Here is a 13,659-nt window from a genome sequence, read left to right as displayed (position 1 = left end):
ATGGATGCGGCATCCAAGATCCTGCCCGACTACGCGGAGCTGTTCTGCCGGTCGAACTTCTCGTTCCTGCACGGCACGTCGTCGGCGGACGAACTCGTCGAGCGCGCGGCGGCGCACGGCTATCGCGGCATCGCGATCACCGACGAATGCTCGCTCGCCGGCGTGCCGCGCATGCACGTCGCGGCGAAGGCGAAGGGGCTGCCGCTCGTCGTCGGCGCGTACTTCGACGTGACGCCGGACGACGCCGCGCCGGGCCACGATCCGGGCCCCGGCGCGTTCGGCCTCGTGCTGCTCGCGCGGAACCGCGAAGGCTACGGCAACCTGTCCGAGCTGATTTCGTGGCGGCGGATGGACGCGCCGAAGGGCACCTACCGGCTCACGCCGCGGATGCTGGCCGCGCCGCCGCCGGCGCTCGCGCATCTGCGCGGCGTGCCCGATTGCTTCGCGATCCTCGTGCCGACGTATCCGGCGCGCGCCGACATGCTCGACGCGCAGCTCGCGTGGTTCGACGCGCTGTTCGGCGCGCGCGCGCGGCTCGGGCTCGTGCAGCTGCAGCGCGCGCTCGACGGCGCGCATGGCGAGGCAGTCCGGGCGGCGGGCGAGCGGCGCGGAATGTGCGTCGTCGCGCTCGGCGACGTGACGATGCACAGGCGCTCGTGCAAGCCGCTGCAAGACGCGATGACGGCGATTCGGCTCGGCATGCCGATCGCCGAATGCGGCTACGCGCTCGCGCCGAACGGGGAGCAGCATTTGCGCACGCGCCATCGGATCGGGAAGCTGTTTCCGGCCGACGCGCTCGCGCAGACGTGCCGGATTCTCGATGCGTGTCGTTTCGAGCTCGACGAGCTGCGCTACGAATATCCGCACGAAATCGTGCCGGCAGGCTACACGCCGGCGAGCTATCTGGCGCAGGAAACCTGGGCGGGCGCGCGCGCGCGCTATCCCGGCGGCGTGCCGGAAACGGTGCGGAAAAGAATCGAGTACGAACTCGCGCTGATCGCCGAGCTCGAATACGAGCCGTATTTCCTGACGGTTCACGACATCGTCCAATACGCGCGCAGCAAGAACATTCTGTGTCAGGGGCGCGGCTCGGCGGCGAACTCGGTCGTCTGCTACTGCCTGCATGTGACCGAGGTGGACCCCGAGCGCAGCACGCTGCTGTTCGAGCGCTTCATCAGCCGCGAGCGCGGCGAGCCGCCCGACATCGACGTCGACTTCGAGCATCAGCGCCGCGAGGAAGTCATCCAGTATCTCTACGAGAAATACGGCCATGATCGCGCGGCGCTCGCCGCGGCCGTGTCGACCTATCGCCCGCGCGGCGCGCTGCGCGAGACCGGCAAGGCGCTCGGCGTCGATCCGATGCTCGTCGAGCGGGTCGCGAAGGAGCATCGCTGGTTCGACGGCAGCCGCGATCTGCTCGCGCGCTTCGAATCGGTGGGGCTCGATCCGGACACGCCGCTCATTCGCGAGTGGGCCAAGCTCGCCGCGCGGCTGCTGCGCTTTCCGCGCCATTTGTCGCAGCATTCGGGCGGCTTCGTGATCAGCCGCGGCAAGCTCACGCGGCTCGTGCCGGTCGAGAACGCGGCGATGGAGGGGCGGCGCGTGATCCAGTGGGACAAGGACGATCTGGAGGCGCTCGGGCTGATGAAGGTCGACGTGCTCGCGCTCGGCATGCTGTCCGCGCTGCATCGCGCGTTCGACATGGTCACCGCGTGGCGCGGCGGGCGGGACGGCAAGCCGTTCGGCATGGCGCACATCGAGCAGGGCGACGCGGCGACGTACGACATGATCTGCCGCGCGGACACGGTCGGCGTGTTCCAGATCGAATCGCGCGCGCAGATGTCGATGCTGCCGCGCCTGCGGCCGCGCGACTATTACGATCTCGTGATCGAGGTCGCGATCGTGCGGCCGGGGCCGATCCAGGGCGGCGCGGTGCATCCGTACCTGAAGCGGCGGCAGGGGCTCGAGCCCGTCACGTATCCGAAGGACGATCTGAAGCAGGCGCTCGAGCGCACGCGCGGCGTGCCGATCTTCCAGGAGCAGGTGATGCAGATCGCGATCATCGCCGCGGGCTTCACGCCCGGCGAGGCCGACGAGCTGCGCCGCGCGATGGCCGCGTGGAAGCGCAAGGGCAACATCGAGCAGTATCGGCGCAAGATCGTCGACGGCATGCGCGAGCGCGATTATCCGCCCGAGTTCGCCGAGCAGATCTTCGAGCAGATCAAGGGCTTCGGCGAATACGGCTTTCCGGAGAGCCATGCGGCGAGCTTCGCGCATCTCGTCTATGCGAGCAGCTGGCTCAAGTGCCACGAGCCGGCGATCTTTCTCGCGGCGCTCCTGAACAGCCAGCCGATGGGTTTTTATCCGCCCGCGCAGCTCGTGCAGGACGCGAAGCGCCACGGCGTGACGGTGCTGCCGATCGACGCGTCGGCGAGCGGCTGGGAAGCGTCGCTCGAAGCGCGGCCCGGCGCGGCGCCGCCCGGCGGGCAGCCGGCGGTGCGGCTCGGTTTGTCGCTCGTGCGCGGCCTGGGCGAGGACGCCGCGCGGCGGATCGAGGCGGCGCGCGCGGCGGGGCCGTTCACGAGCGTCGACGAGCTCGCGTGCCGCGCGCGCCTCGAGCGCCGCGATCTCGAGGCGCTCGCCGCCGCGAACGCGTTCGCGACGCTGGCCGGCAATCGCCGCGATGCGCTGTGGCAGGCGGTCGCCGCGGTGCCGGAGCGCGATCTGCTCGCCGCCGCGCCGATCGACGAAGCCGAGAAGCCCGCGCTCGGCGCGCCGTCCGAGGCCGACGACGTTTTCGCCGACTATCACACGATCGGCCTCACGCTGAACCGGCATCCGGTCGCGCTGCTGCGGCCCGCGCTCGACGCGCGGCGGCTGTCGTCCGCCGCGGCGCTGCGCGATCGCCGCAACGGCCAGCTCGCGCGCGCATGCGGGCTCGTGACCGCGCGGCAGATGCCGGGCACCGCGAAGGGCGTGCTGTTCGTCACGCTCGAGGACGAGACGGGCTGCGTGAACGTGATCGTGCGGCCGGAGCTGCTCGAGCGGCAGCGGCGCGAGACGCTCGATTCGCGGCTGCTCGCGGTGTCGGGCGTGTGGCAGTGCGAGAGCGACGTCCGGCATCTCGTCGCGCAATATCTCGAGGATCTGACGCCGCTCATCGCCGGCTTGCGGACCGAGAGCCGCGAGTTCCATTGACGCTCGCCGGCACACGCGGCGCGGCGGGCGCTTGCCGCGCGATCGCGATCCATCGATCCGGGCACCGCTCGCGGCCCGAAGGCGGCGCGCGATCTTCGTCAAGCGGCGCGGCGGCCCGCTCGCGCGCTCAAAGCGCGGCCGCGCATTCCTGCATGACGGCCGCCTTGCGGCGCAGATATTCGCGGAACAGCTCCGTCGACGATGCGGGATCGATCCGCACGTCCATCGCGTCGCAGAACGTCTTGACCGCCTGGACGGCATGCGCGAAGTGCGCGCTCTCGGTGCCGCCCGTATGAACCGTCACCCATGCGAGGACGAAGCGCACGCGCTCGGCAGGGACGTTCATCCGATGCTCGAACCATGTCTTGAACAGCGGATGGATGAACTCGACTTCGCCGTGCGTGTACACCTCGTGCACGAGCGTCGTGAGGAGGCCTTGCATCAGATCGCGGTTGCGCAGCCGCTGCCCGTCGGTCCAGTCCTTGAACGCCTGCGCGGCCGCGAGGCAGTTCGCCTTCAGCAGCCAGGCGTCGTCGCCGCAGATCGTCGTCGCCATGTTGTAGAACAGGTCGGCGTGCAGCGTGCCGCCGAGCGCGCCGAGATCCTCGTCGGTGATGCGCTGCAGGCTGCCGCATGCGTCGTAGAGCTTCGCCGACGCGGGCGACGCCGGATCGGAGCGCGCGAGGAGCGTCACGCGGTTCGCGAGGCCCGACACGCTCGCCGCCGAGTTGTTGGTCTTCGACCAGCTCGCGAAAAAGACGCGCAGCGCCTCCTTCGACGGCTTGCCGGACGTGAGCGCGTTGAACGCATGCTCGATGCGCGCGAGCGAATCCGCCTCGGCGTCGAACGCGTCGACGAGCGCGCGCTGGAGCGCGCCGGGCGCCATCCCTTCCAGCACGGGACAAACGATGTCGACAAGATTGGTTGGCGTGATGGTGATCGAGTTCATGCACGATTTCTCTCTGATGCGCATCGCTGCGGCTCTGGCCAGCCTAGCGCGATGTCGTAATGGATGATTGTCGAGTGCGCGTTGCGTCGATACCGCCCGGTTTCCAGAACGTGCACGCGGCGACCGCGGCGAGCAGGTGCGCGCACACGACGAGTGCGACGCAGCCTGCCCAGCCGAAGCGCTGCCATGCAGGAACCGGCAATACCGTTCCCACGCTGCCGCCCAGGTAATAGCACGACAGATAAAGCCCCACTGCGAATGTCCGGCCCTCGGAGGTCGAACGTGTGACGAACGCGCTCGCGGCCGTCTGGCCCACGAACACGCCCGTCGAACCTATCGCGAGCCCGAGCAGGATCACGGGCACGCCCGAATGAAGCGTCAGCAGCGCGCCCGCGACGCCGAGCCCGGCGGCGAGCAGCAGCAGATCCGCCGGCCGGCGCTTGCGCGACAGCCGCGCGGCCATCGGCGTGACGACGACGGCGAGCAGGAACACCGCGTAGATCGAGCCGATCGCCGCGGTGCCGAACCGATACGGCGGCTTTGCGAGATGGAGCCCGACGTACGTGAACGTCGTCACCTGCGAAAACAGGATGCACGCGCCGATGAAATACGACGCGAGCACCGGCCGGTTGCGGCCGAGCGCGCGCAGCGACATCGCCGATGGGGCCGCCGCGGGCGCCGTGCGCGCACGCGTGCGCGGCAGGCACAGATGGATCGCCGTGCCGGCGGCGAGCATCGTGTAGGCGAGCACGTCGAGCGCATGCGGCCAGTCGCTCGCCGCCGTCACGCCGTTGACGATGAAGCGCCCGCCGAAGCCGCCGAGCGTCGTGCCCGCGACGAAGAAGCTCGTCATCTCGGTTGCCGTGTCGCCCTGCCAGGTTTCGCCGATGTACGACACCGTGACGGCGAACAGCACCGGAATGACGATCCCCGTTGCGATCCGCCCCGCGAGGAATTCGGCGAACGAATCCGCATGCGCGGTCCAGAGCGTGGGCAGCGCGAGCAGCAGCGCGGCGAACGCGATGATCCGGTGTCGATCGAAGCGGTGCGTCAGCATGCCGACGAAAGGCGCCGTCGTCGCCATCGCGACCGTCGTGACCGTAATGCCGAGCGCGGCTTGCTCGATGTGCGTGCCGAACGTGGCCGCGATCTGAGGCAGGATGCCTTGCGTTGCATACAGGCTCAGAAAAGCCGCGCAGCCGCACATGAAGAGTGCAAAGCGTAGCGTGTTGGTCACCACGGTTCGTTTCGGATTCTGAAAGAATGACAGTCTCCCCCGAGAGCGCGTATCCGGGCCAATACCGAATTCCGACCGATTGATACCGCAGGCGCAATGACGCGGACCGGCTGCGGCTGCGGTTGCGGCCGCGGTCGTGTTCGCGCTCGTGTTCGCGGCCGCGCGGGCGCCGCGTTCGCGCGCGATCGATGCGTCCGTTCACTCGCCGCGGTCCGCGTCAGGTGAGCAGCGAGCGGACCATGCCGTGCTTCCTGCCGAGATAGGTGCGCCATAGCTGCGCTTTCTCGCGGAACGCCGGCTCCTGCATCAGCAGCGCATGCATTTTCGGCAGGTTGTAGAGCGGCACGCTCGGAAACAGATGGTGCGCGACGTGAAAGTTGATATTGAGCGGCGCGATCGCGAGCAGCTCGAGCCAGTTGCCGTCGACGTGACGCGTGCGTTCGAGCTCGTGGCCGGCCTTCTCGAGATCGTGCTCGGCGATCACGCGGATGCGGATGAACGCGAGCGACAGCGTGAACATCGGCAGCACCCACAGCAGCAGGAAATACGGCAGCAGGCCGAAGCGCGCGGCGAGCGCGATCGCGCCGATCCAGAACGCGACGAATTGCCGGCGCTCGGACGGCGTGAGCAGCTTTTCGCGGTTGCTGAGGACGCTGCTCCAGCCCGTCCAGCTGCGCAGCGTCGGCCACCATGCGCGCAGGTTCGCGCCGAACACGTCGCCGAGCAGGATTCGGCCGAACGCGGCGCGCGACTTGGGGAACGCGTAGTGCTCGTCCTCGACGAGGCGCGCCCAGTACGGATCGTTCGGCTTGTTCGTGAACAGATGATGCGGCAGATGGCTGCGCCGGTAGCACGACGTCACCATGCCGATCGGGAACGCGCACAGCCAGTTGCTGACGAGCTCGTTCGCACGGCGCGATTCGAAGAGGCGAAAGTGCGTCGCGTCGTGCATCACGATGCCGAGCGCATGCTGCTTGCATGCGAGATACACGTAGGCGGCGACGAGGCTCGCAACGACGGCGAGCCGCTGCGGCGCAGGCAGCACGGCGAACGCATGCGCGAGGCTCGTGCCGCCCGTCAGGCGCGCGACGAGCGCGATCGGCAACGCGAACGCGATCGCGATGCCGGCCCATTGCCGCGCGATCACCCACGCGCAGCGCCACGGCCGGATCGTGCTCAGCGCATGCGCTTCGGTCGCGTATTTCTTGCGGTAGTTCACGGTGTCGGTGGAGGCGGTTCCGGAAGACATGATCGTGTGTCCTTGAAAGTCGTGACGTACGCCGGCGATCCGCGTCACGCGAATTCGGCATGCGCGCGCTCGCCGAGCGCGGCGAAGCCGGCGTCGAGCGTGTCGAAGGCGAGATCGAGCTCGGCGATGCTGACGGTGAGGGGCGGCAGCAGGCGCACGACGGCGCCGTGGCGGCCGCCCGTCTCGACGATGAGCCCGTGCGCGAAGCAGTACCGCTTGAGCGCGCGCGCGAGCGCGGGCGCGGCGGGCCGCGCGCCGATCGCGTTCGGTTCGGCGTCGGGATCGACGAGCTCGATGCCCCACATGAGCCCGCGCCCACGCACGTCGCCGATTTCCGGATGGCGCGCGGCGAGCCATTCGAGCCGCGCGCGGACATGCGCCTCCTTTGCCGCCACGCCGGCGATCAGCCCTTCCGAGTCGATCACGTCGAGGCACGCGACGCCCGCCGCCATCGCGATCTGGTTGCCGCGGAACGTGCCCGCGTGCGCGCCCGCCTGCCAGACGTCGTAGCGCGCGTCGTAGACGACGAGCGCGAGCGGAAAGCCGCCGCCGATCGCCTTCGACAGCACGATCGCGTCGGGCCGGATGCCGCTTCGCTCGAATGCGAACATCGCGCCCGTGCGGCCGATGCCCGTCTGCACCTCGTCGATCACGAGCGCAATGTCGAGCCGTGCGGTCAGCGCGCGCAGGCCGGCGAGCCATTCGGGCGGCGCGGGAATCACGCCGCCTTCGCCTTGCACCGCCTCGACGATCACGCAGGCGGGCTTCGCGATGCCGCTTTCCGGGTCGCTCAGCATCGATTCGACGTAATGCAGCGATGCGGCCGCGGTCTGCGGCGCGCCGAGTCCGAACGGGCAGCGATATGCGTACGGATACGGCATCACGTGCACGTCGGGCATCAGCGAGGCGACCTTGTCCTTCGCGCGCAAGTTGCCCGTCAGCGCGAGCGCGCCCGCCGTCATTCCGTGATAGCCGCCGTGAAACGCGATCACCGAGCGCCGGCCCGTCGCCGTCTTGAAGAGCTTGATCGCCGCTTCGATCGCATCCGCGCCGGACGGGCCGCAGAACTGCACGCGCGCGTGCCGCCCGAACGCGGGCGGCAGGATCTCGAACAGGCGCTCGACGAAGCGGTGCTTGACGGGCGTCGTCACGTCGAGCATCTGCATCACCTGGCCGCTGCCGACGAACTCGCGCACGCGCTCGACGATCGCCGGATGGTTGTGGCCGGTCGCGAGCGTGCCCGCGCACGACAGGAAATCGAGGTAGCGGCGGCCGGCCGTGTCGGTGAGCACCGTGCCCGCGCCGTGCGCGAAAACGGTGTCGAAGGTTTCCGCATAGGTGCGCGCGCTCGATTCTCGGGCGCGGACGAAAGCGTAAGCGGGATCGACGTCTTGCATGGCTACCTCACGAAAAAAGGGCGGAGCGGGGCGGCCCCGCATTTCAGGCGAGCGGCGCGAGCGCGCCGCGCCGCAGCCGCTTGTGCAGCAGGATCAGCGCGATGACGGGCAGCACGCCGCCGAAGAGCGGGTCGTGACGATGCGGGAACGCGACGGCGAGCGCGACGCCGCCGTATGCGACCATCTTCTTGCAGAGCGCCTGCGCGAGTGCCGGATCGGCCGCGCCGGAGAACGCTTCGGGTGCGACGGCCAGGCCGATCGCGTGCGTCGCGAGCACGCAGACGAGCATCGCGGCCGACCCGAGCGTTTCGCCCCATGCGCGGCTCGCGTCGGCCGACACGAACGGCAGCGCCGCGCTGACGATCAGATACGCGTTCAGGCCGAGCGCGGTGCCGTGCAGCGGGCGGCGGCGCAGCAGCCACGCGGTGTGCGGCAGCGCGAGCAGCGCGCCCGCGAGCGCGGCGAGCCGCCAGTGCGCGTCGCCGTCGCCCGGCAGCGCGCGCATGACCAGCATGAAGCCGATCGCGGGCACGAACAGCACGGCGTTGCGCAGATAAGCGGTGATCAGATCAGGCATGACGCAATGGCCTCCTTCGATGTGTGTCAGTCTTGATGCCAGCGGAACGTCAGCGCGGCGCCGGCGAGGAACGCGAGCGTCCAGCCCGCGACCACGGCGAGCGGCCACGCGGCCTGCGCATAGCCGATGTCGCGGATGAACACGCCGCGCAGCGCGACGGCGAACTGGTTGGTCGGCAAAACGAGCAGCACGACGCGCAGCCAGTGCGGCGCGGCGCGCAGCGGGATCGTCAGATCGCTGAAAAACAGCAGCGGGAAATAGATCAGGTTGCACCACGCCTCGGCCGCGGCGACCGACCGCGCGCGGCTCGCGAGCAGCGTGCCGAGGCTCAGCAGCATCGCCGCGCCGAGCAGCACGATCGGGATCGCGCGCAGCGCGCGCACGCTCCAGAGCGGCAGCGGCACCTGAAACAGGTAGCGCGCGGCGAGCATCAGCGTCACCGCCGCGGCGAGCATCAAAAGCACGCGCGACACGATCAGCGACGCGAGGAACACGAAGCGCGACACCGGAAAGCACACGTACATCTTGAACGTGTTGCGCTCGCGCAGCGTCGCGATCGTCGTGGCGGTCGACACGACGCCGACCGACATGAACGCCATGATCAGGATGCCGGTCGCGAAGAATTCGCCGTAATCGAGCGGCGCGAGCGCATGGCCGTCGTTTTCGAAGCGGGCCCGGTACGCGGCGGGCAGGCCCGCCTCGGATGCCGCGCAGCGCACGAGCGCGATCTCGATCGTGCGCGCGGCGGCGCGCGCCGCGAGCGGGCCGTTGAAGTCGTATGCGACGCGCACCGGATCGGTCGCGCGCGTGGGCCAGATCACGCGCACGCGATCGCCGCTCGCCGCGCCCGCCGCGTTCGGCGCGACCACGCGGGCGCCGACCGTGCCGTTGCCCGCGAACGCGGCCTCGATCGCGGCGCGGCACGCGCGCGCCTGCGGCGCGGCGGCGTCGCCGTCGAACGCGAGCTCGACGACGCCGAGCGAGCTGCTCTTGCCGAACGCGACGAGCATCACGCTCATCAGCAGGATCGGAAAGACGAACGTCCAGAAGAGCCGCGCCTTGCTGCGCAATTGCCCGAGCAATTCATTGCGCGTGAGGATCAGAAAGACCTTAAGCATCCGTCGCTCCTTCGGTGCACGCGCGCAGCAGATCGCCCTCGTCGGTCGGCGCGAATTCGAAGTGCCGGATGCCCGCCGTCTCCATCAGCGCGCGCAGCGTGCGATCGAGCCCCGCGCGGCCGAACGCGCCGATCTGCCGCGGCGCCGGCGCGACGATGCGCTGCACGTGCGCGTCCCGCGCGAGCACCGCGCGCACGCGGTCCGCCTGCGCGTCGTCGTCGACGTGGATCAGCGCGCGAAATTCGCCGACCAGACGCCGCTTGAGCGCGTCCTTGCCGCCCTGATAGCGCAGCGCGCCGTCGCGCACCCACAGCACGTCGTCGGCGATGGCGAGCTCCTCGCCCGCGTGGCAGATCATCACGACCGTGATGCCTGCGAGCGGGCCGCGCAGCAGGTCGAGCACGCTGCGCGTCATCGTGCGGTCGAGGCCCGTGAACGGCTCGTCGAGCGCGACGAGCGCCGGGCGATGCGCGAACGCGATGAACAGATCGAGCCGTTGCCTCTGGCCCTTCGACAGCCCGCTGTACGGCTTCGCGCGCAGCTCGTCGATCGCGAGCGCCCGCGCGACCGCGGCGTCCTGCTTGCGGTACAGCGCGCGATGCACGGCGAGGATCTCGTCGACGCGCGCGTGCTCCGCGTATTCGACGCGCTGCAATTGCGCGCCGAAGCGCCGCAGCTCGCGCGTGTCGCGCATGAATCGCGCGGCCGGCACGCCGAGGATCGTCGCGCCCTCGAGCCGCGCGCGGCGAAAGCCGAACAGCGCCTCGAGCAGCGTGCTCTTGCCGGACCCATTCGGCCCGACGATCGCCGTCAGCGCGCCCGCGCGAAAGGCGATATCGGTCGCGTGGAACGCGAAGTCGCCCGCCTTCACGTCGATGCGGCGCGCGGCGAGCGCGCTGGCCGCTCGGCTCGGCGCCGCTTCGCGTTCGAGCGGGCCGGCGGCGGCGGCGTTGGCGGCGCCGTCGGCTTGAGCGGCCTCGACGGCCGGAAACGGAACAGGGTTCATCGCATTCAATCCATCATCGCGACCTGGATGTCGCGCGGGCCGCTGAACGGGTTGCGCCCGTGCGCGACGAGGATGTTGTCAAGCAGCAGCACGTCCTGCTCGTGCCAGCGAAACGCGGTTTCCTCGGCGTCGATCGCGTCGTAGACGGGATCGAGGTCCTCGGCGGGCATCGGCGATCCGTCGCCGTAGCGGATGTCGTACGGCAGCGCGGCGCGTGTCTTGTAGAACGATTGCAGCGCGCGCAGGATGGTCGGATGCACGACGCGCGCGTTGATGTGCTGCGTGCTCGCGTGGTTGAACCAGACCTCCTCGCCCGTGCGCGGATGCGCGACCGTCGCCGGGCCGACATGCGTGACCGTGATGCTGCCGTCCGGCAGCCACTCGAATTCGAGCTGCGTCGCGCGGCACAGCGATTCGACCTCGGCGCGCTCGTCGGTCATGAACGCGTCCTGCCAGCGCCGGTAGAACTGGTTGAAATGCGTGGGCATCGGCTTCGCCGAGAAATTGCGCCGGTACATCACGCCCTTGCTGCGGAACCGCTCGAGCGTGCGCGCGGGCAGGCGGCGCGTGACGGCGCGCATGTCCGACAGCGGCGTCTCCCCGCCGACGGGCGCGGCCTGCCGGCAGTAGAACGAGATGAGTCGCGGATAGCGCGACATGTACGCCTTCTCCTGATGCAGGCTCAGCTTGAACGGCGCGGGCAGCTGCGTCGATTCGTACACGTTGCCGTCGATCGCCTTGCGCGGCGACGCGCCCGCGATGTAGCCGAACGCGTGCGGCGCATAGAGATCGGTCATCGCGCGGAACGCGTGCGTGTCCGGCACCGCGAAGCCGCGCAGCAGGAGGCCGCCGTGCTCGAGCAGCAGTGCGTCGAAGTCCGCGCGATGCGCGTCGAACCACGCGAGCGCCGCGGCGCGCTCGGCGGCGAGCGCGCCGCCGTCGTGCGGCGTGATGACGAGCGGCAGCAGCGCGCGTTCGCTCCTGAAGCCGCACAGCACGCCGCGGCCGAGCCGCGCCTGCGCCTTCAGCGCCGACGCGTTCTGGAAGGTGATCGAATCCTGGATCTCGCTCATGACGGCAGCCCCGGTTTGGTGAGCAGAATCTCGAAGCCGAGCGCGCCCAGGCCGAACGGCGGGCTCGTCACGCTCGCGTGGCCGGCGAGGCCGGCGGCCGCGACGAGCGCGCGCGCCTCGGCGAGCGTGAGCTTTTCCTCGAGATGCGTCGGCGGATAGTTCGCGGCCGCGCGCATCTGCGTGAAGCGCTCGAGCAGCGCGGGCGGCGCGTCGCGGCGCATGTCGTGCACGACGCCGACGCCGCCCGGGCGCAGCGCGCGGAACATCTCGGTCAGGCTCAGCGCCTTGTCCGGCAGGTGATGCAGCGTCGCGCGGCTGACGGCCATCGCGAGCGACGCGTCGTCGAACGGCAGCGCGAGCGCGTCGCCGAGCTTCAGCTCGACGCGCTCCGCGAGGCCGAGCCGCGCGATGCGCGGCACGCCTTCGTCGAGCATCGCGGGATCGAGATCGACGCCGACGAAGCGCCAGTGCGCCATCGACGGGTCGGCCGCGAGCCGCACCGGCACGACGGCCGTGGCCGTGCCGATGTCGGCGAGCGTGCCGGGCGGCAGCGCGCGTGCGAGGTCGCGGATGCGCGCGATGAACAGCGCGTCCCACGGCGCGAGCGCCTCGGTCGCGAAGCGATCGTAATCGTCGGCGGGGCGCAGATTCTTGAGCAGCATGTCGGACTCTCCTTGAATCGCCAGCGGTTGAGAAAGGGCGCTACAGCCAGCCCACGGGGACGGCCGCGAGCATCCGGCGGGCGGTCGCGCTGTTCGCGCCGAACGCGGGCCGGCGGCGGCGTTCGACCGCGTGCGCGGCCATTGCGGCGATCCGCGCGCTCAGGCCGACGCCGATTCCCCATTGCGGCTCGGCGATGCCGAGGTCGAGGAGCGCCGCGCCCGTCGCGAAATCGATGTTCGGCTTCAGGCTCTTGCGCCGCAGCGCCTGGTCGCACGCCACGTCGAACATGTCGACGTAGCGCCCGCCGAAGCCCCACTCCGCGAAGAGCGCGCGAATGCGCGGCGGGCGCGGGTCCGCTTCGAAGAGCGGATGGCCGAAGCCCGCGAGCAGCGCGCCGGATTCGTCGAGCACGCGATCGATCGCGTGCCGCACGGCGGCGTCGAGCCCGGCCGGTTCCTCGTCGATCCGCCGCGCGACGGCGAGCAGCCACTGCATCGCGTTGCGCGCAGCGCCGACGTGATTCGGGCCGCTCGACATGAAGCCCGCCGCGATCGCTTGCGACAGCGACACGCCGGTGCCGATCGCGCAGCGCGGCACGAGCACGGTCGGCGTCACGTAGCCGAAGCCGCCGTGCCACGCGACGAGGAGCGCGTCGATCACGCGCTCGGCGTGCGGCGAGCCGGCGCCGCTCGCGCCTGCCGCGCGCAGCACGCGCGCCGCGTGGCTCGTGCCGGGATCGTCGACGCCTGATTGGCCGAGCGCCGCGCGCATCAGGTACGGCGCGCCCGCGAGGCAGCCGAGCAGCGTGTCGAAATCCGCGCCCCAGCCGGCCGCGACGGCGTCGTCGAACGGCGGCCGCTCGATGTCGCGCAGCAAGCCGGTCGCGGCGGCGAACACCATCTCCACGCCCGTTTGCGCGACGCTCGCGGCGGCGGCCGTCGACAGGTTGCCGCGCGCGAAGCGCGCGCCGTACTGCGCGAGCCGCGCGCGCAGCGCCGCGCTTTCGGACGGCGTGGGCAGCCGCTCGAACCACAGGTGCCAGAGCGCGTCCTCGAACGAGACCGCGCCGATCAGATCGTTCAGGTTGCGCTCGCGCACCCATAGTCCTTCGGGATCGAGGGTCACGCCGTCGATGTCGGTGCCGCGATAGCGGGTGGCCGGCCGTTTCAGCAGCTCAGGTGCGAGTCCCATG

11 protein-coding genes are annotated in these 13,659 nt (G+C 70.4%); 1 reads left to right on the top strand and 10 read right to left on the bottom strand.

Annotation, left to right across the window (positions count from 1 at the left end; all coding sequences use genetic code 11):
- Entirely contained in the window at positions 1-3,198 is a 3,198-nt protein-coding gene (locus WS78_RS17205) for an error-prone DNA polymerase (RefSeq protein ID WP_059575760.1), read from the top strand.
- Positions 3,199-3,325: 127 nt separating this feature from the next.
- On the opposite strand, the gene WS78_RS17200 is transcribed toward WS78_RS17205, so the two are convergent.
- The 10 genes from WS78_RS17200 to WS78_RS17155 form a co-directional block, all read right to left on the bottom strand.
- Positions 3,326-4,147, bottom strand: coding sequence for a hypothetical protein (locus WS78_RS17200; RefSeq protein ID WP_059575762.1), 822 nt, complete (start codon positions 4,145-4,147; stop codon positions 3,326-3,328).
- Between the two features lie 43 nt (positions 4,148-4,190).
- Positions 4,191-5,387 (bottom strand): MFS transporter, encoded by a 1,197-nt coding sequence (locus tag WS78_RS17195; protein WP_038751590.1) that lies wholly within the window; start codon positions 5,385-5,387, stop codon positions 4,191-4,193.
- 214 nt (positions 5,388-5,601) lie between these two features.
- Entirely contained in the window at positions 5,602-6,603 is a 1,002-nt protein-coding gene (locus WS78_RS17190) for a fatty acid desaturase family protein (RefSeq protein WP_059575885.1), read from the bottom strand.
- 74 nt (positions 6,604-6,677) lie between these two features.
- Complete coding sequence (locus tag WS78_RS17185; protein WP_059575764.1) at positions 6,678-8,030, bottom strand: diaminobutyrate--2-oxoglutarate transaminase family protein; 1,353 nt, start codon at positions 8,028-8,030, stop codon at positions 6,678-6,680.
- Positions 8,031-8,073: 43 nt separating this feature from the next.
- Complete coding sequence (locus tag WS78_RS17180) at positions 8,074-8,607, bottom strand: hypothetical protein (protein ID WP_059575766.1); 534 nt, start codon at positions 8,605-8,607, stop codon at positions 8,074-8,076.
- Between the two features lie 26 nt (positions 8,608-8,633).
- The gene (locus WS78_RS17175) at positions 8,634-9,725 is read right to left on the bottom strand and encodes an ABC transporter permease (protein ID WP_059575768.1); all 1,092 of its coding nucleotides are present in this window, start codon (positions 9,723-9,725) and stop codon (positions 8,634-8,636) included.
- The gene (locus WS78_RS17170) at positions 9,718-10,731 is read right to left on the bottom strand and encodes an ATP-binding cassette domain-containing protein (protein WP_059575887.1); all 1,014 of its coding nucleotides are present in this window, start codon (positions 10,729-10,731) and stop codon (positions 9,718-9,720) included. The genes WS78_RS17175 and WS78_RS17170 overlap by 8 nt, the downstream gene beginning before the upstream one ends.
- Positions 10,732-10,736: 5 nt before the next feature.
- Positions 10,737-11,804 (bottom strand): TauD/TfdA family dioxygenase, encoded by a 1,068-nt coding sequence (locus tag WS78_RS17165; RefSeq protein ID WP_059575769.1) that lies wholly within the window; start codon positions 11,802-11,804, stop codon positions 10,737-10,739.
- Entirely contained in the window at positions 11,801-12,466 is a 666-nt protein-coding gene (locus WS78_RS17160) for a class I SAM-dependent methyltransferase (RefSeq protein WP_059575771.1), read from the bottom strand. The genes WS78_RS17165 and WS78_RS17160 overlap by 4 nt, the downstream gene beginning before the upstream one ends.
- A gap of 40 nt (positions 12,467-12,506) precedes the next feature.
- A complete protein-coding gene (locus WS78_RS17155; RefSeq protein WP_059575773.1) occupies positions 12,507-13,658 on the bottom strand; it encodes a citrate/2-methylcitrate synthase in 1,152 nt (383 codons plus the stop codon).
- Position 13,659: the final 1 nt, after the last annotated feature.

Source organism: Burkholderia savannae, assembly GCF_001524445.2.
Taxonomy (GTDB): Bacteria; Pseudomonadota; Gammaproteobacteria; order Burkholderiales; family Burkholderiaceae; genus Burkholderia; species Burkholderia savannae.
The sequence above is the reverse complement of the archived record's forward strand: the minus strand, read 5'-3'. Positions and strand labels throughout refer to the sequence as shown.